Origin of the sequence: Paracoccus sp. PAR01, from assembly GCF_014851995.1 — a bacterium.
GTDB lineage: Bacteria > Pseudomonadota > Alphaproteobacteria > Rhodobacterales > Rhodobacteraceae > Paracoccus > Paracoccus litorisediminis.
This window is the reverse complement of the sequence record NZ_JACVAW010000015.1, coordinates 1-23,159: the sequence shown is the minus strand read 5'-3', so window position 1 is coordinate 23,159 and position 23,159 is coordinate 1. Positions and strand designations below refer to the sequence as shown.

22 protein-coding genes are annotated in these 23,159 nt (G+C 64.1%); 8 read left to right on the top strand and 14 right to left on the bottom strand.

Annotated elements, in window-relative coordinates; all coding sequences use genetic code 11:
• Entirely contained in the window at positions 1 to 1,275 is a 1,275-nt protein-coding gene (rhaI, locus tag IB235_RS18355) for an L-rhamnose catabolism isomerase (RefSeq protein ID WP_225612465.1), read from the top strand.
• Between the two features lie 49 nt (positions 1,276 to 1,324).
• On the opposite strand, the gene IB235_RS18350 is transcribed toward rhaI, so the two are convergent.
• The 8 genes from IB235_RS18350 to IB235_RS18315 form a co-directional block, all read right to left on the bottom strand.
• Positions 1,325 to 2,101 (bottom strand): DUF1684 domain-containing protein, encoded by a 777-nt coding sequence (locus IB235_RS18350; RefSeq protein WP_370576937.1) that lies wholly within the window; start codon positions 2,099 to 2,101, stop codon positions 1,325 to 1,327.
• Entirely contained in the window at positions 2,098 to 2,850 is a 753-nt protein-coding gene (locus IB235_RS18345; RefSeq protein WP_192337929.1) for an ABC transporter ATP-binding protein, read from the bottom strand. The genes IB235_RS18350 and IB235_RS18345 overlap by 4 nt, the downstream gene beginning before the upstream one ends.
• Complete coding sequence (locus IB235_RS18340; RefSeq protein ID WP_192337928.1) at positions 2,847 to 3,653, bottom strand: ABC transporter ATP-binding protein; 807 nt, start codon at positions 3,651 to 3,653, stop codon at positions 2,847 to 2,849. The genes IB235_RS18345 and IB235_RS18340 overlap by 4 nt, the downstream gene beginning before the upstream one ends.
• Complete coding sequence (locus tag IB235_RS18335) at positions 3,650 to 4,459, bottom strand: ABC transporter permease (protein ID WP_192337927.1); 810 nt, start codon at positions 4,457 to 4,459, stop codon at positions 3,650 to 3,652. The genes IB235_RS18340 and IB235_RS18335 overlap by 4 nt, the downstream gene beginning before the upstream one ends.
• Positions 4,456 to 5,415, bottom strand: a complete 960-nt coding sequence (locus IB235_RS18330) for an ABC transporter permease (RefSeq protein ID WP_192337926.1) — start codon at positions 5,413 to 5,415, stop codon at positions 4,456 to 4,458. The genes IB235_RS18335 and IB235_RS18330 overlap by 4 nt, the downstream gene beginning before the upstream one ends.
• A gap of 3 nt (positions 5,416 to 5,418) precedes the next feature.
• A complete protein-coding gene (locus IB235_RS18325) occupies positions 5,419 to 6,903 on the bottom strand; it encodes an ABC transporter substrate-binding protein (RefSeq protein WP_192337925.1) in 1,485 nt (494 codons plus the stop codon).
• A gap of 136 nt (positions 6,904 to 7,039) precedes the next feature.
• The gene (locus IB235_RS18320) at positions 7,040 to 8,083 is read right to left on the bottom strand and encodes a patatin-like phospholipase family protein (RefSeq protein ID WP_192337924.1); all 1,044 of its coding nucleotides are present in this window, start codon (positions 8,081 to 8,083) and stop codon (positions 7,040 to 7,042) included.
• 82 nt (positions 8,084 to 8,165) lie between these two features.
• Positions 8,166 to 8,780: a TetR/AcrR family transcriptional regulator gene (locus IB235_RS18315; protein ID WP_192337923.1), complete on the bottom strand. Its 615-nt coding sequence runs from the start codon at positions 8,778 to 8,780 to the stop codon at positions 8,166 to 8,168.
• Between the two features lie 105 nt (positions 8,781 to 8,885).
• On the opposite strand from IB235_RS18315, the gene IB235_RS18310 reads away from it, so the two are divergent.
• The 5 genes from IB235_RS18310 to IB235_RS18290 are packed head-to-tail and all read left to right on the top strand — an operon-like array spanning position 8,886 to position 13,323.
• Positions 8,886 to 9,938 carry a PotD/PotF family extracellular solute-binding protein gene (locus tag IB235_RS18310; protein WP_155040080.1) on the top strand — a complete coding sequence of 351 codons (1,053 nt, stop codon included), beginning with the start codon at positions 8,886 to 8,888 and terminating at the stop codon, positions 9,936 to 9,938.
• A 4-nt stretch (positions 9,939 to 9,942) separates the two neighbouring features.
• The gene (locus IB235_RS18305; RefSeq protein ID WP_192337922.1) at positions 9,943 to 10,797 is read left to right on the top strand and encodes an ABC transporter permease; all 855 of its coding nucleotides are present in this window, start codon (positions 9,943 to 9,945) and stop codon (positions 10,795 to 10,797) included.
• Positions 10,797 to 11,567, top strand: a complete 771-nt coding sequence (locus tag IB235_RS18300) for an ABC transporter permease (protein WP_192337921.1) — start codon at positions 10,797 to 10,799, stop codon at positions 11,565 to 11,567. The genes IB235_RS18305 and IB235_RS18300 overlap by 1 nt, the downstream gene beginning before the upstream one ends.
• Entirely contained in the window at positions 11,564 to 12,598 is a 1,035-nt protein-coding gene (locus IB235_RS25895) for an ABC transporter ATP-binding protein (protein WP_192337920.1), read from the top strand. Before IB235_RS18300 ends, IB235_RS25895 begins: the two co-directional genes overlap by 4 nt.
• Entirely contained in the window at positions 12,595 to 13,323 is a 729-nt protein-coding gene (locus IB235_RS18290) for an MBL fold metallo-hydrolase (RefSeq protein WP_192337919.1), read from the top strand. The genes IB235_RS25895 and IB235_RS18290 overlap by 4 nt, the downstream gene beginning before the upstream one ends.
• 1 nt (position 13,324) lies before the next feature.
• On the opposite strand, the gene IB235_RS18285 is transcribed toward IB235_RS18290, so the two are convergent.
• The 6 genes from IB235_RS18285 to IB235_RS18260 form a co-directional block, all read right to left on the bottom strand.
• Positions 13,325 to 14,128, bottom strand: coding sequence for a hypothetical protein (locus IB235_RS18285; protein WP_192337918.1), 804 nt, complete (start codon positions 14,126 to 14,128; stop codon positions 13,325 to 13,327).
• A gap of 154 nt (positions 14,129 to 14,282) precedes the next feature.
• The gene (locus IB235_RS18280) at positions 14,283 to 15,242 is read right to left on the bottom strand and encodes an ABC transporter substrate-binding protein (RefSeq protein ID WP_192337917.1); all 960 of its coding nucleotides are present in this window, start codon (positions 15,240 to 15,242) and stop codon (positions 14,283 to 14,285) included.
• Between the two features lie 19 nt (positions 15,243 to 15,261).
• Positions 15,262 to 16,233 carry an ABC transporter permease gene (locus IB235_RS18275; protein ID WP_192337916.1) on the bottom strand — a complete coding sequence of 324 codons (972 nt, stop codon included), beginning with the start codon at positions 16,231 to 16,233 and terminating at the stop codon, positions 15,262 to 15,264.
• On the bottom strand, positions 16,230 to 17,714 hold the full coding sequence (locus IB235_RS18270; RefSeq protein ID WP_192337915.1) for a sugar ABC transporter ATP-binding protein: 1,485 nt from the start codon (positions 17,712 to 17,714) through the stop codon (positions 16,230 to 16,232). Before IB235_RS18270 ends, IB235_RS18275 begins: the two co-directional genes overlap by 4 nt.
• Positions 17,711 to 18,805, bottom strand: a complete 1,095-nt coding sequence (locus tag IB235_RS18265) for a Gfo/Idh/MocA family protein (protein ID WP_192337914.1) — start codon at positions 18,803 to 18,805, stop codon at positions 17,711 to 17,713. The genes IB235_RS18270 and IB235_RS18265 overlap by 4 nt, the downstream gene beginning before the upstream one ends.
• Positions 18,802 to 19,854: a sugar phosphate isomerase/epimerase gene (locus IB235_RS18260; protein WP_192337913.1), complete on the bottom strand. Its 1,053-nt coding sequence runs from the start codon at positions 19,852 to 19,854 to the stop codon at positions 18,802 to 18,804. Before IB235_RS18260 ends, IB235_RS18265 begins: the two co-directional genes overlap by 4 nt.
• A gap of 82 nt (positions 19,855 to 19,936) precedes the next feature.
• Here IB235_RS18260 and IB235_RS18255 point away from each other — a divergent pair, with 82 nt between their 5' ends.
• Positions 19,937 to 20,947 (top strand): LacI family DNA-binding transcriptional regulator, encoded by a 1,011-nt coding sequence (locus tag IB235_RS18255; RefSeq protein WP_192337912.1) that lies wholly within the window; start codon positions 19,937 to 19,939, stop codon positions 20,945 to 20,947.
• 145 nt (positions 20,948 to 21,092) lie between these two features.
• Positions 21,093 to 23,030 (top strand): multiheme c-type cytochrome, encoded by a 1,938-nt coding sequence (locus IB235_RS18250; RefSeq protein WP_192337911.1) that lies wholly within the window; start codon positions 21,093 to 21,095, stop codon positions 23,028 to 23,030.
• Positions 23,031 to 23,159 lie beyond the last annotated feature (129 nt).

Sequence of the window (23,159 nt, the reverse complement as noted above, 5' to 3'; positions counted from 1 at the left end):
ATGATCGACAAACACCTGATCGAGGCTGAAAACGCCGCCCGTGCCGCCGATCTGGCACAGGATTACGACGCACTTGGCGCACGCCTTGCGCGCCGTGATGTGGATATCGAGGATCTGACCGCCCGCGCCACAGCGTTTGGCGTTGCCGTTCCCAGCTGGGGCACCGGCACCGGCGGCACGCGCTTTGCCCGTTTTCCGGGTCTGGGCGAACCACGCGGCATCATGGACAAGCTGGACGATTGCGCGGTCATTCATCGTCTGACCGATGCCACGCCGTCGGTCAGCCTGCATATTCCCTGGGACAAGCAGGACCCCGCGCTACTGCTGGAAAAGGCCGGGGAATGCGGACTTGGCTTTGACGCCATGAACTCGAACACCTTTCAGGATCAGCCGGATCAGGAGCGCAGCTACAAGTTCGGCTCGCTTTCCCATACCGATGCCGCCACCCGCGAGCAGGCGGTCGAACACAATCTGGAATGCATCGAGATCGGCCGTCAGATTGGCTCCAAGGCGCTGACGGTCTGGATCGGCGACGGCTCGAACTTCCCCGGCCAGACCTCGCTGTCGCGCCAGTTCGACCGCTATCTGGACGCGATGAAGCAGGTCTATGCCGGGCTGCCGGACGATTGGCGGATCTTCTCAGAACACAAGATCTATGAACCCGCCTTCTATTCGACCGTGGTGCAGGACTGGGGCACCAGCCTGATGACCGCGCAAGAGCTTGGTCCCAAGGCACAATGTCTGGTCGATCTGGGTCATCACGCGCCAAACGTGAATATCGAGATGATCGTCTCGCGCCTGATCCGCGCGGGCAAGCTGGGCGGCTTCCATTTCAACGACAGCAAATATGGCGATGACGATCTGGACAGCGGCACGATCGAGCCTTTCCGCCTGTTCCTCGTCTTCAACGAGCTGGTCGAGCTGGAAAACACCCCCGGCCTGAACCTCGCCCACATGATCGACCAAAGCCATAATGTCACCGACCCGATCGAAAGCCTGATCGTCTCGGCCTGCGAGATCCAGCGCGCCTATGTGCAGGCCTCGCTGGTCGACCGCGCCGCGCTCGATGGCTACCGACAGGAAAACGACGCGCTGATGGCAGCCGCGACCCTGCGCGCCGCATTCCGCACCGATGTCGAACCGATCCTCGCCATGGCGCGGGCACGGGCAGGTGCGGCCATCGACCCGGTCGCGGCCTATCGCGCCTCGGGCTACCGGGCCAAAGTCGCCGAACAACGGCCGCGGGTCGCGGGTGGAGGCGGCGGGATCGTCTGATCCCGTCACCGACCGAAAAGGGCGGGGCTCGATGCCCCGCCCTTTTCGTTCATCCCTCGATGGGCTTTTTCTCACCCGCGCGGATTTCAAAGGCCATGATGTTCTGACGCGGAGGCAGCGGGCAGACCGCGAATTCGGTAAAGGCGCAGGGCGGATTGAAGGCCTTGTTGAAGTCCAGCACGATCTTGTCGCCCGCCATCTCGCCAATCAGGAAACGCGAGGCGCCATAGGTCTCGCGACCCGCCGTGCGGTCGCGGATCACGAACATCGGCTTGCCGGATTTCCAATGTGTCGGCAGCAATTCGATCTGCGCGCCTTCATGGGTGAAGCGCGCCACATGGGTCAGCTGGACCGAGGTCTCGACCCCGGTGACCATATCGATGCCCAAGGATTTCGGAGTTTCCAGCTTGATCCAATCGGCCTCGATGCGCCAATCGGGGTCGAGCGGGTAGCTCTCGAGTCCCGCGAAATCCTGCAGCGCCGGGCTTGCTGCATCGCGAACGCGCAGGGCATATTGGCCCTCGACCTGCGTGACCTCGATCAGCAGATCGCCAACCTTCAGGCGCGGCGGGTTGTCGGGCACGGGCTGCAGCGCCACGGCACCAGCACCTGCGTCAAAGCGCGAGGCCCCGTCCGCGTCCAGTTCCAGAACGCCAAGATGCGCGGGCCCGGCGGAAAGGACCACGTCGTTGTCAGCGGCCGCGCCGACCGTCATGCGACCGGCAGCGATCTCGACACGGTCGGTCAGGTTCAGCCAGCCATCCTCGGCAGTCAGGGCGGCAAGGCGCGCGGCGCGCCAGATCTCGAATTCTTCGGCGTAGGTCACGAGGACTCCATGGGCATGTGTTGCAGGCTGGCCAGAAGCCGCTGGGTATAGGGGTGTTTTGGGGCGCGCAAAATGTCCTGGGTCGCGCCCGCCTCGACGATGCGGCCCTGTTGCAAGACGATCATGCGCGGGCACAAGGCCGCGACAATGGCAATGTCATGCGAGACAAGCACCAGCGTCAGGTCGCGCGACAACTGGGTCAAAAGCGCGATCACACGCACCCGCGTCGCCAGATCCAGCGCAGAAACCGGCTCATCGGCCAGAAGCACGCGGGGCCGCGCGATCAAGGCGCGGGCAATCGCGATGCGCTGGCGCTGGCCGCCGGAAAAGGCGCGGGGGTAGCGGTCCACGCTGTCCTCGGGCAGGCCCACCGCTTGCAGGACGCGGGCGGCCTCGGCTTTCGCATCTCCGGGCAGGTTCAGCGCGGAATGCGGCTCGGTCAGGATACGGCCGACCTTCATCCTTGGATCAAGCGAGGTATAGGGGTCTTGAAAGACCGGCTGGACGAGGCGCCGATGCGCCTGCATCCGGCTGCGCGAGCGGGTCTCCAGCACCGAGCCATCCGCCTCGACCACGCCGGCATCGGGCCGCGCCAGCCCCAGCATCAGCCGCAGGATGGTGGATTTCCCCGAGCCGCTTTCGCCCAGAATGCCAAGGTTCTGCCCCTGCTCCAGCGCCAGAGAGACGCCATGCAGGATCGGCGTGCCGCCATAGCCGAAACGCACATCATTGAGCGAAATCAGGCTCATCGCATCCCCCTGACCGCCAGTTCCAGCTGTCGCGCAGCGGCGACAAGACCGCGCGTATATCCGTCTTGCGGATAGGAAAAGACTTGGTTCACCGGGCCTTCCTCGACCGCGCGACCATGCTGCATGACGATCACCCGCTCGGTGATGCGGGCGACGACGGGCAGGTCATGGCTGATGAACAACAGCGCCAGCCCTTCGTCGCGGGCAAGGTCGTCCAGAAGTTCCAGCACCTCGGCCTGCGTGGTGACATCCAGCGCAGTCGTCGGCTCATCGGCGATCAACAGGCGCGGCCCGCAGGCCAGCGCCATGGCGATGGCGATACGCTGGCGCTGCCCGCCCGAGACCTCATGCGGCCATGAGTGCAAAATACGTTCGGGTTCCGCGATGGAAACGCGGTCGAGCCAGCGCAGCTGTTCGGCGCGCAGCTCAGCGGAGGACAGGGTGCGCCCCTCGCGCCGGGCGCGGCGGCGGATCGGCTGGGCCAGCTGCTCGCCCAGCCGCATCAGCGGGTCAAGCGCGGAACGCGGATCTTGGAACACCACCGCAGCGACAGAACCGCGCAACGGCACCAGCGCGCGATCGGGCTGGCCGATGACCTGATGGCCGCCCAGCAGAACCGAGCCCTCGGCCCGCAGCCCATGCGCCAGCAGCCCCACGACCGACATAGCGGTCAGAGATTTGCCCGAGCCGCTTTCTCCGACCAGACCCAGCCTTTCGCCGGGCGCGACCGAGAAGCTGATGCCATGAACCAGCGTGCGCGCGGGGCCGTGGACGCGCAGGTTTGAAACCTCAAGCAGGCTCATGCCGCCCCCCTTTCCGGGTCCAGCAGATCACGCAGGCCATCGGCAAGGAAGTTGATCCCCAGAACCAGCGCCATCAGCGCCAGTCCCGGCGCGATCACTCCGATCGGCGCGTTATAGACCGTCGATTGCGCACTTTGCAGCAACTGCCCCCATGAGGCATTCGGCGGCGGCGCGCCAAGGCCCAGATAGGACAGCGAGGCCTCGGCAATCACCGCCAGCCCGAATTGCAGCGCAATCGCGACCAGCACGGTCGGCGCGATATTCGGCAAGACATGGACCAGCACGATCCGCCCCCAGCCCAGACCAGAACAGCGCGCGGCGGTGATGTAATCCTGAGCCAGCACGCGCTTGGTCAGGATGCGTACCAGCCGTGCAAGGATCGCCGACATGGCGATGCCGATGGCAAGGATGGCCGTGCCCAAGGACGCTCCGTCGCTTGCCGCCACGACCAGCATGGCCAGCAGCAGTGTCGGGAAGGCGATCAGGATATCCAGCGTCGCGGCCAGCGCATCGTCGATCCCGCGCTGCGCGAAAGCCGAAAGCACGCCCAAAGTGGTCCCGATCAGACCGCCAAGTGCGGCGGCGCCGATCCCCACGGTCAGCGCGATCCGCGCCCCGATCATCACTTGGGTGAAGTAGTCGCGCCCCAACCGGTCCGTGCCCGCCCAATGAGCCCAAGACGGCGGCTGCAGCCGTCCGCCCGCCATCGCTGTCGGGTCATAGGGCAGCCAAACCAGCGTCAGCAGGGCCACCGCGACATTGATCCCGACGAGGACCGCGCCGATCCACAGACTTGTCCGCCTCATCGTCCGGCCACCGTTTCACGCAGGCGCGGGTCGATCAGGCGTTGGACCACATCGGCCACGAAACCGATCAGCAGCACCAGCAGGGTCGAGACCAGCAGCACCCCCTGCACCGTCGGATAATCCCTTTGCTGGATGCCCAAAAGCAGCATCGAGCCCAGCCCCGGCAGGGCAAAGACCCGCTCGACCACGACAGCACCCAGCAGGGTCGAGGCCAGCTCGATCCCCAGAATGGAAATCACCGGAACCGCGCCATTCCTGATGCCGTGGCGGATCAGCGCGCGCGGGAAGCTTGCCCCCAAGGCACGGGCATTCCTCAGATAATCCGCGCCCAGCACGTCCAAAGTGGCCGAGCGCACATAACGCATCAAGGACGCCGACATCACCAGCGCAATCGTCAGCACAGGCAGGATCAGCGCGCGGAAAGCGCCGGGAAAATCCTGCCAGCCCTTCATCGGAAAACCGCTGGCGGGCAGCATCCGCCATTTCACCGCGACCAGCCAGATCAGCAGCACCCCGATCCAAAAGACCGGAACCGCGATGCCAAGTTGCGAGACGGCGGACAGCAGCGCCCCATACCAGCGATCTGCCCTGAGCGCCGAGATAATCCCCAGCGGCACCGCAATCGCTACCGCCAGCAGGAAGGACGCCACCGTCAGCGGCAGCGTCACAGACAACCGCGCCGCGATCTCGGGCAGGACCGGCGCGCCCGACACAAACGACTTGCCCAGATCAAAGCGCGCCAGATCGGACAGGAACATGCCCAGTTGCACCCAGATCGGTTGGTCGGAACCGACCTGCGCGCGGGCGGCAGCGATCTGCGCCTCATCCGCGCCGACCGACAGAAGCGCCGCCGCCGGATCGCCCGGCAGCAGGCGCAGCAGCACGAAAAGCACCAGCCCCGCCGCGATCAGCGACAGGGCCAGCACGAAAGTCCGGCGCAGAAGATACCGGCCCATCCGTTACTCTTTGGCGATGCCGCGCAGGAAGAACTGGGCGTTCAGCCCGTTCAGCGGATAGCCCGTCGTCGCCGTGTTCGACACGACGATCTGCGGGTACAGGAACAGCCAGTTCGAGGCGGCGTCCTCGGTGATGATGCGGTTGGCCTCGCGCACCTTGTCGGCCTGTTGGGCCTCAGTGTCGCTGGCCTCGGCGGCAGCCACCAGTTCGGTCACTTTCGGGTTGTTATAGCCCCAGTAGAAGTCCGGATTGCCATAGAAGACCACGTCGCGGTGGTTGACGTGTTCCTGCAGCGTCGCCTGGAAATCCTTGGCCTGATAGACCTTGGTGTACCATTCATTGGCGGTGATGACGTGGATGTTCACCGTGACACCGATCTTGGCCAGTTCCGCCTTCAGGAATTCAGCCGTGATCGGATGCGGGTCGTAGTTCGGGGTTTCCAGCGTGAAGGTGAAGCCCTCGGGGAAGCCCGCCTCGGCCAGCAGCGCCTTGGCGCTTTCCGGATCATAGGCATCGACGCTGGTCAGGTCCTCGTACCAGGCATCGGTCGGCGGCACGAAACTGCCCAGCACCATGCCGCGGTCGCCCCAGATCGCTTCCAGCAGCTTTTTCTTGTCCACGGCGCGGGCCAGCGCCTTGCGGACCTTGACGTTGTCGAAGGGGGCCACGCGATCATTATAGGCCATGATCTGTTTGGTCGTGGACTTGCCTTCGGAAATCTTGAAGGCCGAGGCATCCTCGAACTGGGCCAAAGCATCCGGGCTTTGCACCGAAGTGATGACATCCACCGCATCGGTCAGCAGCGCGTTGTTCAGCGCGGCGGCCTCGGTGAAATAGCTGAAGATCGCGCCGGAATTGGCGGGCTTGTCGCCCCAGTAGCCGTCGAAGGCCTCGAGCGACAGCGCCGAGCCGCGCTTCCAATCAGCCAGCTTGTAGGGGCCGGTGCCGTCTTCCTTGGCGGTGATGTCGCCCGCGGCGTCATTCACCACCCAGACATAGCTGAGGTTATAGGGCAACGAGATCGACTTAGATTTCAGCTTGATGACCACGGTCTTGTCGTCCGGGGTGTCGATGGATTCGATCGTCGACAGGCTTTTCTTGCGCGAGGATTTCGAGGTCTCGGCGGTCACACGCTCGATCGAATACTTCACATCTGCAGCCGTCAGCGGCTCACCGGAATGAAAGGTCACGCCGGGCTTCAGGGTGAAGCTATGGGTCAGACCGTCTTCGCTGACCTCGTGCTTTTCCGCCAGGGCGGGCGTGACCGAGCCATCGTCGTTCAGGCGAAACAGCGCCTCATAGACGTTGTCGTTGAAGGCTTCGTTGATGCCCTGCCCCGCGCCCGCCGTATTGTCGAGGTTCTGCGGCTCATAGAGCGAGCCGACGCGGATCACCGCCGCAGGATCGGCAGCCAAGGCCGCGCCCGCCGACAGCAGGGCCGCCGAGGCGAGGCCGAAAATATGGACCGAGAGGCGCTTGGTGTTCATCTGCGATGACCTTTCAGACAATGCTTTGCCCGCACGATATCCGCAACTTGCGCCCGATGCGAGGCGCTATCGGCGATGCTGGAAATCCCGGCATTGGCAGGATCGCGGGGCAAAGGTCAAGATGCCCCGGCACCCCTCATCGCGGCACTTTAGGCCGTTCGCGTCCGAAATGCTCTTCGACATAAAAGGACGGGCGCTTGCCGACATCGTCCAGATGGTTCTGCAACCAGTCCTCTGCCCATGCGGTGCCGCAGTTGAACAGATGCTGCAGATAGGCCCAATCCGCATTCATCTTCGAAGATGAGGACAGGTCCTGAAGATCCTCCTCGCCATGGATCATGTGCAAGCGCAGGTGAATGCCACCATTCATTTCGACCACACCCTTGTCGACCAGCCGGCTGAGACTGTCGAGCGCACGCAGTTCCTTCATGAGACTGGTGTTGAAGCTGATCTCATTGATGCGGTTAATGATTTCGCGAGCGTTCCGGGGCAGCTTCTCGCGCCGCATCGGGTTCAGTTGGACGATCAGCACATCGACGACCTCGCTGTCGATGATCAGCGGCGTCAGCGCCGGATTGGCGGAATAGCCACCGTCCCAATAAGCCTCGCCTTCGATTTCCACCGCGCGATACATCAGCGGCAGACAGGCCGAGGCCAGCACCGTGTCGCAGGTGATCTCTCCGTTTGAGAAGATCCGGGCGTGGCCGGTGCGAACATTGGTCGCATTCAGATGGACGCGCAGCTTGGTCGAGCGGTTGATGGCGTCGAAATCGACCGACTCTTGCACCAGATCGCGCAGCGGGTTCACGTCGAAGGGGTTCAGTTCATAGGGCGAGAACATTCGGCTTAGCGTCTCGGCCATCAGATAGGGCGGCGAACGATCAAGCGAGAAATCCCCCTTCATCCGGTCCCAGATCGTCGGCTGCATGGGCGAGTAGCGCGCCGCGTCGCTGACCGCCTTCCAGAAGCCGGCCAAGGCCTCGCGCGCGGCCTCGGGGCCGCCCTTTTCCATGCCATGCGCCAGCACCACCGCGTTCATCGCGCCGGCGCTGGTGCCGCTGATTTCCGCGATCCGCAGTCGGGGTTCCTGAAGCAACCGATCCAGCACCCCCCAGGCCAGGGCCCCATGAGAGCCGCCGCCTTGCAGCGCAAGATTGATGGGCAGTGCAGCGTCCGTCATCTGTCGCTCCGTCGCCAATGCGTCAATTTCCGCAGTGCAGCATCAATTGGGCAGCGTTTCAACAGCGGATCGCGAATGCCCCCTATGTCGCGATCAATGTGGTAAAGGCGGACAGATGCGCGTCCAGTCTTGCGCGAAGCTGCGCAAGGGGCTGGTCCTCGTCCAGAATGAATTCGGTGAACAGTGCGTTGAGGTCATTGAAGGCCATCTCGCCCAAGGCAGTCGCGCCGATCCCCTGCCGGACGTCACCCCGGGCCTGAAGGGTGGCGATCAACCGGCAGACCTGCGCGGCCAGCGCTGCGTCCAGCTCGCGGTAGCGCCGCGAGAAGGGTGCCTCGGGCTGCTGGATCGTCATCGCCATGGCCGAGCGCCACATCGCCTTGGTCAGATAGACCAGCGAATGGTCGTAATAGGTGCGGATCAGCACGCTCATCGCCTGAATGGCGGTCTCGGGGGGACGGGCCACGACCACCTCGCCCTGCGCCAACACCTCCTCGACCTCCATGCTGACGATTGCCAGCAGAAGGTCCGCCTTGTTTTCAAAGTAATTATAAAGGGTTCCGACAGAAACCTCGGCGACCTCGGCGATCGTGTCTATCCGCGCAGCCTCATATCCCATCTGCCCGAAAAGCGTGCTGGCCGCCTCAAGGATGCGGCGGTTTCGGTCGGCCTTCTGTCGTTCGCGCAGTCCCGTCATTGCTTCCCCTGTCGGACCTAAAATTATCATTGACTGCAAAAATGAACTGCTTCAACTTTTTTCTTGAACGGACCCGTCAGAGGTCCTCCACCGACAGGAGTTTGAATGATGATCAGATCCGCCTGCGCCGTGATCGCCCTTGCCGCCGTCGCGCCGCTGACCGCCCATGCCGCCGAAGAGTTGAACGCCCTCGTCTGGTGCGACCACGCCGACCCGGCCTTTCTTGAGCCTTTCGAGAAGGCCCATGACGTCAAGGTCAACGTCAAGGAATATCAGGGCACGGCCGAAGGGCTGACGATGCTGGAACAGTCGCGCCCCGGCGATTGGGACGTGATGGTGATCGACGCCGTCGACGTCCATCGCGCCATCGACCGCGATGTGCTGGCACCCCTGCCGCCCGAGGCGCTGCCGGTCGCGGATTTCTTCCCCGAACTGGTGATGGCATCGCATAACAGCCGCGATGGCGTGACCTACGCCGTCACCGACAAATTCGGCTACAACACCATCGCCTATAACAAGTCCAAGGTCGATCCGAAGGACATGGAAAGCCTCAAGACCCTGTGGTCGGGCAAGTATGACGGCCGGATCGGGATCTATGACTATTACCTGCCCGCGCTTGGCATCGTCGCGCTGTCGCAGGGCGTCAAAACCGCCGATCTGAAGGGCGAGGCCATCGAGGGCCTGCGCGAGCCGCTGATGAAGCTGAAGGCAGCCTCGAAACAGGTGGCGGATGTGGTTGGCAGCCAGACCGCGTTGGCCACGGGCGAGGTCGACATTCTGGTCGGCGGCGGCGAATTCCTGACCGCCACCCTGCATGCCGAAAACCCCGATCTGGACTACACGATCCCCGCCGAGGGCGGTGTCCTTTGGGCCGAATCCATCGCCATGCTGAAGGATTCCCAGAAACCCGAACTGGCGCTGGAGTTCATCAAATACGTGACCTCGCCCGAGGGGCAGGCCCGGCTGGCGACCTCGTCCTGCTATTGGGGCATGCCCGCCAACGCGAAAGCGGGCGAGCATCTGACGCCGGAACAAAAGGCCGTGCTACGCTGGGACGCGCAGGCCGATTACCTGAAACGCGCGCAGCTTTACCCGATCCCCAGCGCCGATGACGATGCGGCGATGCAGGATCTGTGGACCGACATGCTGCAGAACTGATCCGATGAGCATCGAACAGACAGAACGCAGACAGGGGGCCGCCTTGGTGGCCCCCGCCCTGCTGTGGACCGTCGCCTTCTTTGTCCTGCCCTTCGCCGCGATGATCTGGATGAGCCTGTCGCATCTGGAAGGCCGCGAGGTTGTCAGCGGGCCGGGCATCGGCAATTACCTTCGCATATTTACCGAGCCCTCGCTGCTGCGCGGCATCCGCGTTTCGCTTGAGATCACCGCGATCGTCACGGTGCTGTCGGTGATCCTTGCCTGGCCGCTGGCCTGGATCATCGCGACCCGTGTGCCCCCGAAATGGCGCAGGCTGGCGCTGATGCTGGCGGTGCTGCCTTTCTGGACCTCCTATGTCGTGCGTTCCTATTCATGGGCGCTGGTGCTGGGCGAAAACGGCATCGTCACGCAGGGGCTGATCCAGCTGGGCCTGCTGGAACAGCCATTGCAGATCATGGCGACGCGCACCGCGACGATCATTGGTTTCGTGCATTTCTTCGTCATGCTGCTGACGCTGACGATCTATTCGAACCTCGTGCAGCTTTCGCCGAACTATGCCCGCGCCGCCGAGGATCTGGGCGCCTCGCGCTGGCAGGTCATCCGGCTGGTGATCCTGCCCCTGACCCTGCCCGGTGTGATGACCGGGGCATTCCTGACCTTCGTGCTGTGCATCGGGGACTATATCACGCCGCAGATTCTGGGTGGGAACTCGGAACTGACGCTGCCGCAGCTGATCATGCTGCAACTGGGGCGGCGTGGCGATTACCCGATGGCCTCGGCCTTGGCGGTGGTGCTGATGGTGCTGGTGACGCTGGCCTATGCCGCCTGCGCCCGCTGGCTGAAGATGGAGCGGGTCTGATGCGCATCCTGTCATGGGCCTATCTGGTCCTGCTCTTTCTGTTCATCCTGCTGCCGGTCGGCGCGTTGGTGGTGTTTTCCTTTCAGGACGGACGCCTGCCGGTTCCGCCCTTCAAGGGCTTCACGCTGGAATGGTATGCCAGGGTCATCGCCGATCGCGACCTGATGGCGGCGCTGTGGAATTCGTTCCTTGTCGCCTTCGGCTCCTCGGCGTTGGCGCTGGTGCTTGGTTTTCTGGCGGCGTCGGGACTGGCACGAGTGGCACTGCCCGGATCAGTGCTGCTGCGCGGGTTGCTGATCGCGCCGATGACCGTCAGCTATCTGATCATCGCGCTGGGATTGTTGCAGGTCTTCAACGCGGTGGGCGTGCGGCCGTCGCTGCTGGCGACCGGCATCGGCCATGTCGTCATCAACCTGCCGCTGTGCTTTTCGATCATCTATGCCGCGATGGGCGAGCATCAGCGCAATGCACTGCGCGCCGCCCGCGATCTGGGCGCACGGGAATGGCAGGTGCTGGCGCTGATCTCGGCCCCGATGCTGGCGCCCGCCTTGGCCGCCGCGTTTTTCCTGTCGGTCACCTTCAGCTGGGACGAGTTCATCATCGCCTTCCTGCTGACCCGTTTCGATGTCACCCTGCCGGTCGAGATCTGGTCCATGCTGCGTTCGGGCCTGTCGCCGGCGACCAATGCCATCGGCTCGCTTGTCTTCCTCGTCTCGGTCGCCGTTGTCGTGACGCTTGAATTCACCCTGTTCAGAAAGTCCCGGTCATGACCGCCGAAGTCCGTTTTCAGGCCATCCACCATCGCTTCGGCACTTTCACCGCCCTGCACCGGGTCGATCTGACCATCGCGCCCGGCGAGTTCATCGTGCTGCTGGGTCCTTCCGGCTGCGGCAAGACCACGCTGCTGTCGATCCTTGGCGGCTTTGTCACGCCGACACAGGGCAAGGTTCTGATCAATGGCAAGGACATGACCCATGTCCCGCCGCGAGGCCGTCCGACGACCACGATGTTTCAGGACTATGCCCTGTTCCCGCATATGAGCCTGCGCGACAACGTGGCCTTCGGGTTGCGCATGCGCGGCGTGGCCAAGGCCCCGCGCCGAGACCGCGCACAGGAGATGCTGGACATGGTGGGACTGGGCGACAAGGCCGAGCGTCGCCCGCATGAGCTGTCGGGCGGCCAGCGTCAGCGCGTCGCCCTGGCCCGCGCCTTGGCGGTTTCGCCCGATGTGCTGCTGCTGGATGAGCCCTTGGGCGCACTGGACCTGAAGCTGCGCCGCCAGATGCAGGATGAGCTGAAGGCGATCCAGCGCCGCGTCGGCACCACCTTTGTTCATGTCACCCACGATCAGGAAGAAGCCATGGCCGTCGCCGATCGCATCGTGGTGATGAATCAGGGCCGGATCGAACATTGCGGCACCCCCGAGGAGGTCTATCTGCACCCCGCCAGCCTGTTTTCGGCAGGGTTCATGGGTGAAATGAACCGCATCCCGGTCACGGCCAAGGGCACGGGTGCGGACAGTCCGCTGGGGGCGCTGCCCTTGCCGGTCGCCTCGGGCGGTGGCGTGCTGTGCCTGCGCCCGGAAAACATCGGCTTTGCGGGTGAGCTGGCCCTTGGCCCGGCGCGGCTGGTCGATACGGGTTTCTTCGGCACCCACCACCGCTGCCATTTCGCGCCGCTTTCCGCCCCTGACCTGCGGCTGGTCGCGCATCTGCCGCACGGCGCGGTGCTGGAACCGGGCCGCGAGGTCCAACTTTATGCCAGCAACCCCGTCATCCTGCCACATGAGGCCGCCGCATGAACCGTATCCCCGCCCGCGAGTGGTATCGCCTGCGCCGGGTGGGGGACGACATCACATGGATAGATGAGCCGCATATCCACGAATTCTATCGCTGCAATATCTGGCATGTGCGCGGACGCGACCGCGACATGCTGGTGGATAGCGGCATGGGCGTGGTCAGCTTGCGCGAATGGGTGCCGCTGGTCAGCGAACGTCCACTGGACGCCGTGGCCAGCCACACCCATTTCGACCATATCGGCTGTCATCACGAATTTGATTGCCGGTTGTGCCATCCGGCCGAGGCAGAGATCCTTGCCGCGCCAAGTCGCGCGAGCACGCTTGCCGATCCCTATGTCACTGACGAGATCTTCACCGCCCTACCGCCACAGCCCTATCTGTCCACGACCTATGCCGTCCGTTCCGCGCCCGCCACCCGGCTGATTGCGGATGGCGAGCGGATCGATCTGGGTGACCGCAGCTTTGAGGTCATCCACACTCCCGGCCACTCACCCGGCGGTATCGCCCTGTGGGAAGCGGCTACCGGCATCCTGATTTCCGGCGATATCGTCTATGACGGCCCGCTGATCGAGGACACCTATCATTCCGACCCAGCGGATTACATCGCCTCGATGCGCCGCCTGTTGGAGTTGCCGGTCCGGGTCGTCCATGGCGGACACTTTCCGTCCTTTTCGGGCGAACGGCTGCGGGCGATCATCCGCGACTGGTTGGCCGCCAAGGACGCCTGAGCTATTCCGACCGGGTCGGCAGATCCATTCCCAGCCCCTGCAACTGCCATTCATAGACCCGCGTATCGGTTCGGAAGGTCCAGATCCGGCCCGAGCCAATGTCGATGATGGTGGTGACCAGCAGGCACCACAGGACCGACAGCGCGATTGCCGCCAGCGGCCCCTTACGATCTGTCAGGCCGAACTGATAGCCCACCGTGGCCGAGCCAAGCAGACTCATGAAAAGAAGCAACCCGATCAACTGTATCGGCAGCCGGTATTCCATCATCAGCCGCATCTTGGTCGAGGCATCGAAGGCAAGGTTCAACGAGTTCATCAGCGAGGACGTGACATCGTTTGGCTCGGACCTGACGCGCTGTTCCAGGAACTGCCAGATCTCGTTTTGCAGGAGGTTGGTCCGCGCGGTCGTCTCAGCAATCTCACCGGAATGTGGCTCGGCGCGCACGAAGCGGTAACGCGTTGCCAGATATTCTCGCAGGCGGGCGTTGATCTGCTCGGCTTGCGGGCCACCCACGGCATCGGCCTGCAGCATGGCAGTGCCGATGGCATTGACCTCCTCCAGCCCTGCGGCCAGCCGCGCATCCTGCCGCGATGAGGATGCAGCAAGGTTCAGCGCCAGAACGAAGGCCAACAGGCCCAGAACGCTGCCCACGACCAGCGTCGCCCCTTCATCCGGTGTCTCGCCGATCGCCTTGCGGCGAATGCGGCCGATTTTCACGCCGATGAGATAGAACAGGATCAGCGCCAGCAGCAGCAGAGCGAAAAAGATCAGGGCGTTCTTTTCAAGGATTTGAAGAAAAAGCATTCTGGCATCCCTTGTTGGCCGGACCGGCACCTCTGGGGCGCAGAATATGGGGCTTGGGCGAAACGGCAAGGGGACGGGACATCAACCCTTGGCCGCGGGGCGCAGTTGCCACAGATGGGGTCAGGCTCCGCCCTATCGGGCGGAGCCTTTCAGCTTAGAACGGGCTGTCGGGATAGTAGAATTGCGCGGCGTTTTCCGGGGTGATCAGCTGCGAGCCGATGATGAAACGCCCGGTCACCGGCGCGTTCGAGACAAAGCGCAAAGCCGTCATCTCGATGGCCGAGGAAATCAGCGCCGGCGGATAGGTCACGTTCACCGGCAGTTGCTTGTCGCCGTCCATGATGCGCTTGACGATTTCCTTCATGCCCGCGCCGCCGATCACCCACATCTCATCGGTGCGGTTGGCGGCGGCAATGGCCTCCATGACGCCGATGGCCATGTCATCATCGGCTGCCCAGACCGCGTCGATCTTGGGATATTTCGACAGGTAGTCCTGCATGACGGTGAAGGCGTCATCGCGGTTCCAGTTGCCGTGCTGCATGTCGAGAATCTCGACATCCGAACCCAGCGCCTTCTGGAAGGCCTCGACCCGCTCATTGTCCAGCGTCGTCGGGATGCCGCGCAGCACCACGATCTTCGATCCCGCAGGCAGGTGGGTCTTGAAATAGTCGCCCGCGACACGGCCAAAGGCGGTATTGTCGCCCGCGACATACAGATCCTCGATGCCTTCCTCGGACAGGCCGCGATCGACGACGGTGACGAATTTGCCCGCCTCCTTCACCGCCTTGACCGGCGCGGTCAGGGGTTCGGATTCGAAGGGCAGGACGACCAGCCCGTCGATATTGCGGGTGGCCATCATGTCTTCGATGTCATTGACCTGCTTGGCGGCATCGCCCGCGGTCGCCAGCACGAATTCCAGATTGGGATAGGCCTTGCCCAGTCGCGCAATGGTGTCCTGCGCGTGCCAGTTCAGGCCGCCCATGAAGCCATGCGTGGCCGAGGGGATCGAGACGCCGATCACCTTCTTTTCCGCATCCTGCGCGTGACCCGCGCTCGCCACCATGCCCAGGGTCGCAGCAAGGGCCGCGGCCTTCATCAGGTTTCTGCGTTGCATATTCCTCTCCTCCCCAGGATTACCGCTCATCGGCGGTGCTTTTTTCCCGCTGCAAGACGACAGCAAGAACGATGATGACCCCCTGGATGGCCCCGTTCAGATAGGGGCTGACCAGATCGGCCAGATTCAGGATATTGTCGATCAGCGACAGGATCAGGACACCAACCACGGTGCCCCAGACCCGGCCCGTGCCGCCTTTCAGCGCGGTGCCGCCGATGATGACGGCGGCAATCGCCTCAAGCTCCCACAGGACGCCAGTCGAACCCGAAGCCGAGCCAAGGCGCGGGACGTACAGCACGACCGCCAGCCCGACCAGCAGGCCCAGCAGCACATAGGTCAGTAGCTTGACGCGGTTCACGTCGATGCCGGAATAGCGCGCGACCCGTTCGTTTGAGCCGATGGCTTCGACATGGCGACCAAAGCGGGAATGGCGCATCATCCATTCCCCGATGATCGCGACCACGGCAAAGGTGATGATAGGCCAGGTGATCCAGCCAATGCCGCCGAAATAGACCGGGCGGTAAAGCGTGCGCAGCCCCGAGCCAAGGCTCAGCGTGCCGCCATCCGCCAGCCATGTCACCAGCGAGCGGAAAATCCCCATCGTGCCCAGCGTGACGATGAAGGGCTCGATCCGCGCCTTGGTGACCAGTGCTCCGTTCAGCCAGCCTGCCGCAAGCCCGCCAAGCAGGGCGACGCCCATGCCCAGCAGGATCGTGCCCCAATGCACCCCCAGCGAGGGTGCGACCGCATTCATCGCGATGATCGCCACCCCGGCCAGAAACGCCGCCATCGAACCGACCGACAGGTCCAGCCCGCCCGAGGTGATGACAAAGGTCATGCCCACCGCGATCATGCCGATAAAGGCCGAGCGCGCCAGCACGTTGGTGATATTCGCCGGCGCCAGAAAGGCCGGGTTCAGCATCGCGCCCAGAATGATCAGCGCGATCAGCGCGACGATGGGACCAAGCGTATGCAGGTTCAGACGGTTCATGCGGCCTCGCTGCTGACGCCCATGGCAAGGCGCACAATGTTTTCCTCGGTCATGTCCGGGCCCGAGATCTCACCCGCGATGCGGCCCTCGCGCATGACTAGAATGCGGTCGGACAGGCCGATCACCTCGGTCATCTCGCTGCTAATAACGACCAGGCTGCGGCCCTCATCGGCCAGCTTGCGGATGAAGGCATAGATCTGGCGCTTGGTGCCGACATCGATGCCGCGGGTCGGTTCATCGATGATGATAATTCTGGGATCAGGCAGCATAGTCTTGGCCAACAACAGTTTTTGCTGGTTGCCACCGGATAGCTTGCCCGTCTGCATGTCGCGGCGCGGGGCGCGGATGTCGAAATCGGCGACGGCGCGGTCCAGCGCCGCGTCCTCGGCGCTGGTGTCGATGCGAAAACCGCCGAAACGCTCCAGCGTCGCGAGCGTCAGGTTCACGCGCAGATCCTTTTCCAGCAGCAGCCCGGCTTCCTTGCGGTCCTCGGTCAGATAGGCCAGCCCCGCCGCAAAGGCATCGCGCAATTCCCGGATGCGGACCGGCTGGCCGTTCACGCGGATCTCGGCGCTGGCGGGACGCAGGCCGACCAGCCCCTCGGCCAATTCGGTCCGGCCTGATCCAACCAGCCCGGCAATACCCAGCACCTCGCCCTGACGCAGGGACAGATCCACGCCATGCACCTCGCCCGCTACGGTCAGACCGGTGACCTGAAGCGCGAGGGCGTCCGAGGGATGCCCCTTGGGCGGATAGAAATCCTGCAGCTCGCGCCCGACCATCGCGGTCGCCATGCCGTTTTCGTCCAGCTCGCCGCGCAGGGCCTGACGCACCACCCGGCCATCGCGCAGCACGGTGATACGGTCGGCCAGATGCGCGACCTCATCCAGCCGGTGCGAGCAATACAGGATCGCCACGCCCTGCGCCCGCAGCCGGTCGATCTGTTCATAAAGCGCACCGACCTCGCGATGGGTCAGGACGGCGCTGGGTTCGTCCATGATCAGCACCCGCGCCTTGCGCGACAGGGCCTTGGCGATCTCGACCATCTGGCGGTCAGGGACCGACAGATCCCGGATCAACGTATCGGGGTCGATCGGGCTGTGAAGCTGGCCCAGCAGATCAGCCGTGCCCTCGCGCATGGCGCGGTGATCCAGCCGGAAGCCTCCGGCCTCGCGTCCAAGAAAGACATTGGCCGCGACCGACAGATCGGGGGCAAGGTTGAATTCCTGATGGATGACCACGACGCCCGCCGCCTCGGCCTGCGGGCCGTTGGAAAATTGGCGGGGTTGGCCGTCCAGCAGCAGATCGCCCGACGTCGGGTCGAGAAACCCGCCAAGGATCTTCATGATCGTGGATTTGCCCGCGCCGTTCTCGCCGATCAGCGCGTGCACCTCGCCCGGCTCAAGGGCCAGGTCGACGCCGTGCAAAACCTCGATCGGGCCGAAGCTTTTCGAGACATTGCGCAGCGCCAGAACCGTCATGGCTGAACCTCGGTCCAAACGCCGTCCTGCGCGGACGATGCCTTGGCGGCGGCGATGAACGCCATGCCGGACAGGCCCGCCGCCAGTCCCGGCACCCGGTCCACGCGTGCGGCATCGCCCCGGATGATCTCGGCAATGTCCAGATAGAGGTTGGCAAAACCCTCCAGATAGCCCTCGGGGTGGCCGGGCGGCGTGCGGAACGACCCCGAACGGTCCTGCGCCCGCGTCAGGATCTGCGCCGGGCCGTCCTTGGGCGTGAAAATCAGCCGCTCGCTGTCGCTAAGCCGCCAGTCCAGCGCGCCGCGATCGCCAAAGACGCGCAGCGACAGCCCGTTTTCCATCCCCAGCGCCACCTGACTGGCCCAGATCCCGCCCTTGGCCCCCGAGGCATAGCGCAGCGCCACCCGCGCATCGTCGTCGATGGGCCGCCCCGGCACCACGCTGGACAGGTCGGCCGAGACATGGCTGGGCGTCTGCCCGGTCACGAACTCGGCCAATTGCCAGGCATGTGTGCCGATATCGCCAAGCGCCCCTGCCCCGGCCTGCGCCGGATCGGTGCGCCAATCGGCCTGCTTGTTATGCACCTCATCCGACAGCCAGCCCTGCAGATATTCCGCATGGACCAGCCGGACCTGCCCCAGCGCGCCTTCGGCCACCAGTGCACGCGCCTCGCGGACCATGGGCAGGGCCGAGTAGTTATGGGTCAGAAAGAAGCGCGCCGGGCTTTCAGCTGCGGCATCGGCAATCTGGCGCGCCTGTTCTGCCGTCGCACTCAGCGGCTTGTCGCAGATGACATGGATGCCCGCATTCAGGAATGCCACGGCGGGGGCGGCATGCATGTGGTTCGGGGTGACGATGGCCACAGCCTCGATCCCGTCGTCGCGAGCGGCCTCAAGGCGGGCCATTTCGGCAAAGCTGGTGTAGCCGCGGATGCCCAGATCGGCGGCGCTGGAAGCCGCACGGGTCGGATCGCTGCTGAGCGCGCCCGCCACCAGATCGAACCGCCCGTCCATGCGTGCGGCGATGCGGTGGATCGCCCCGATAAAGGCGCCGCTGCCGCCGCCCACCATGCCCAGTCGGATCGGTTTCATAGCCCAAGCGCCTTGTTGATGGCGGCGGGGTCCACCGCACTGGCCGCGAAGTCGTCGAAAGCGTGCGGTGTCACGCGAATGATATGGTCATGCACGAATTTCGCGCCTTCGCGCGCGCCGTCCTCGGGGTGTTTCAGGGCGCATTCCCATTCGACAACCGCCCAGCCGTCAAAGTCGTATTGCGTCAGCTTCGAGAAGATCGCCTTGAAATCGACCTGCCCGTCACCAAGACTGCGGAAGCGTCCGGCGCGATCGACCCATGACTGGTAGCCGCCATAGAAGCCCTGCCGGCCATTCGGACGGAACTCGGCATCCTTGACGTGGAACATCCTGATCCGGTCATGGTAGATGTCGATATGTTGCAGGTAATCAAGCTGTTGCAGGACGTAATGCGACGGATCATAGACCATGTTCGCCCGCGCATGGCCGCCGACCCGATCAAGGAACATCTCAAAGGTCACGCCGTCATGCAGATCCTCGCCGGGGTGGATCTCGTAGCAGACATCGACGCCGTGATTCTCGGCCAGATCCAACAGCGGGCGCCAACGCGCGGCCAGAGTGTCAAAGGCGGCATCGACCAGACCGGGCGCGCGCTGCGGCCAAGGATACAGATAGGGCCAGGCCAAGGCACCCGAAAACGTCGCCATCGCCTTCAGACCCAACTGCCCGCTGACCCGGATCGCCTTGCCGACCTGATCGACCGCCCAAGCCTGACGCGCCGAGGGATTGCCACGCAACGCCTCGGGGGCGAAGGCGTCGAAGCCTGCGTCATATGCCGGGTGGACGGCGATCAACTGGCCCTGCAGATGGGTCGAAAGCTCGGTCACCTCGACGCCGTTCTGGCGCGCGACGCCAAGGAACTCGTCGCGATAGGCCTGCGATTCCGCCGCGCGGTCCAGATCCAGAATACGCGGGTCATTGGTCGGGACCTGCACGCCCTTGTAGCCGCAATCCGCCGCCCAGCGGGTGATCGAATCCCAGCTGTCAAATGGCGCGTCAGCACCGATGAACTGCGCCAGAAACAGCGCAGGCCCCTTGATCGTCTGCATGGATGATCCCCTCTCTTGCTCGTCAGGCTGCACTGGACTGAAATCGATTGCAACACTTTCTTTCACGGCCTAGTTTCAGGACATGGAAAGAACACTCTCTCGGGTCAAATTGGCGGATGTAGCGCGGCGCGCCGGGGTCTCGGCGGCAACGGTCAGCCGGGTGCTGTCGCATCCCGATCTGGTGGCCGAGACGACCCGCGCCACCGTCCTGCAGGCGGTCGAGGATACCGGCTACCGCATGAACCACGCGGCCCGGAACCTGCGCAAACAGCGCACCGGCAGCGTCGTCGCGCTGGTCCCGAACCTTGCCAATCCCTTCTTCGCCAAGATCCTTGACGGAATGGGGCATGAACTGGCCCGCGCGGGGTATGACCTGCTGGTTGCGGACACCCTTGAGGACAAGGGCCGCCACACCGCGCTTAGCCGGTTCCTTGATCCCTCGCGCTGCGATGGGGTGATCCTGCTGGACGGGCAGGTGTCGCTGGCCGATCTGCAGGACCAGCGCGATCTGCCGCCCCTGATCACCGCCTGCGAGTGGATCGAGGACAGCCCCGTCCCGCGGATCACGCTGGACAATCGCGAGGGCGCACGTCTGGCGATCCGGCATCTGCGCGGGCTGGGCCATGACCATATCGGCCTGATCGGCGGCCCCCCCGAAAATGTCCTGCACCGCGCCCGCCTGACCGGGGCCGAGGATGCCGCCGGTCCCGCCCGGCTGACGCATTTTCCCGGCGATTTCACCCTGCAATCCGGGAAGGCCGCCGCGCATGCGTGGATGGCGCTGGCGCCCAGCGACCGCCCCAGCGCGGTCTTTGCCTTTTCGGATGAAATGGCCTGCGCCTTCATGGCGGCGCTGCAAAGGGCGGGCCATGTCGTGCCGCGGGATGTCTCGATCATGGGTTTTGACGATATCGAGCTGGCCTCGTATCTGGCCCCGGCGCTGACCACGATCCGCCAGCCCAAGCGCGAGATTGGCCGCACCGCCGCGCAACTCATGCTGCGCCTGATCGGCGGTGAACCGATTGCGCCGCGCACCCTGCTGGCCCCGTTGCTGATGCTGCGCGAGACGACCGGGTTGTTCGCACGGGCCTAGACCGCGACAGCAAAGCCAACCCGATTGAAATTAATCCAGAACCGGCTTGCACAAACCGCAGGTTGCTTTGAAGCTGCCCGTCAGGCGACCGGCTGCGCCGCGCCCTCACGACCCAGCCTTGTTCCTTGCGAAAGAGCCAGTCACCGTGAAGTTCGCACTTGCCCTGATCCTGACGTTTTTCGCCGCCGCGGCCCATGCCGACGAACCGCCCGCCTATATCGGCTCGGCCCAATGCGCGACCTGCCACGCGCCCGAAGCCGATGCCTGGAAAGGCTCGGATCACGGGCTGGCATGGACGCTGCCGTCGGATCAGACGGTCGTTGCCGACTTTGACGGGACCACGTTCAGCGGAAATGGCACTGCCGTTCAGTTCAGCAAGGACGATGCCGGCTATCATGCCAAGGTCACCGAGATGGACGGCTCGGTCAAAGATTACAACGTCCATTCCGTCATCGGCATCCGCCCGTTGCAGCAGTTCCTGTTCGAGACTGCGCCCGGCAAGCTGCAAAGCTTCGACGTGGTCTGGGACGTGGACAAGAAGGAATGGTACCACCTTTACCCGGATTCGGTCCTGCCGCCGCGCGACGGCCTGCATTGGACCGGCCCCTACAAGAATTGGAACGCGCGCTGCGCCGAATGCCACGCGACCGGGTTTGAGAAGAATTACGACCCGAAGACCCGCAGCTACCAATCCACCCAAGCCGAGATCGGCGTTGGATGCGAGGCCTGTCACGGTCCCGGCTCGGCCCATCGCGACTGGGCGGCGGATCGCAAGCCGATCACCCTGCCCGGTCTGGACGCCTATGGCTTCACCATGCCGACCCGTGGTGGGGCGGAAAAATGGGTGCAGCAATGTGCCGGCTGCCATTCCCGGCGCGAGGCCTTTGGCGACGGCAACCCACTGCCCGGCACGCCTTATCACGATGCCTATCGCCTGTCCCTGCTGACGCCCGAGCTTTACCACTCGGACGGGCAGATCCTGCAGGAGGATTACGAATACGGCTCATTCCTGCAGTCCAAGATGTATGCCAAGGGCGTCAGCTGCGTGAACTGCCACGACCCGCACGAGGCCAAGCTGAAGGCCGAGGGCAATGCCGTCTGCGTCCAATGCCATTCCCCGGCGGGCAATCCCGAATTCCCCAGCCTACCGCTGAAGGAATTCGACAGCGCAGCGCATCACTTCCACAAGGAAGGCTCGGCCGGTGCAGAATGCAAGAACTGCCACATGGTCGAGCAGACCTACATGGTCACCGACGAACGCGCCGATCACAGCTTCCGCATTCCGCGCCCGGACCTGTCAGCCCAGACCGGCGCGCCCGATGCCTGCACCACCTGCCACAAGGACCAGAACCCGGAATGGGCCGCCAAACAGATCGAGGCATGGTACCCCGATTCCACGCATCGCGGCCCGCATTTCGGCACGACCTTTGCACAGGCAAGGCGCAATCCGCAGGGGGCGCTGGCCTCGCTTCTGGCGCTGGCCAAGGATCAGGATCAGGCCGATCTGGTCCGCGCGACCGCGCTTTACCTGATGCAATCCGCCGCCGATGAGGAAACGGCAGATCAGACCTCGGCGCTGTTGGCCGATGACAGCCCGTTGGTGCGCGCCAGTGCCGTGCGCCTGCAACGGGCCGCGCAGCCGCCGGTGCGGGTGCAGAACCTGATTGGCCTGACCAGCGATCCGGTGGCCCTTGTTCGCATGGCGGCCGCGCAGGAACTGATCGCGCCGGGCGCCATCCTGCCGCCCAAGATGGCCGCAGCGCTGCGCGGGGCGTTTGACGAATGGCGGCGCTCATTGGGTAACCGGCTGGATTTCCCGGAAACGCATCTGGTTCTGGGTGGCATGGCGCTGGTCATGCGCAACTATCAGGCCGGTCTGGCGGGCTTCCGCGAGGCAGTGACGCTGGACCCACAGCGCGTCGAGGCATGGAGCATGATCGTCCGGCTGGAACAGGCGCTGAACGGCGATGAGGCTGCCCGCCAGGCCGTAGGCCAGGCGTTGCAGGCCAATCCCGGCACGCCGGAATTGCTGAGCATGCAGATTGAATTGCAAGGTGGCTCAGGAATGCCCCCGGCCCCCTAACGGTAAGCGCTGCCCCCATCCCACCTTCCAGCGCGGTTCTTGATGGGATCATTGGCTTCCATCGAGGTTGGATGATGGAGCTTCTCCATGGAGACTACATTGGAGGTTCTCTCGGTTGGCGGCTCCGGT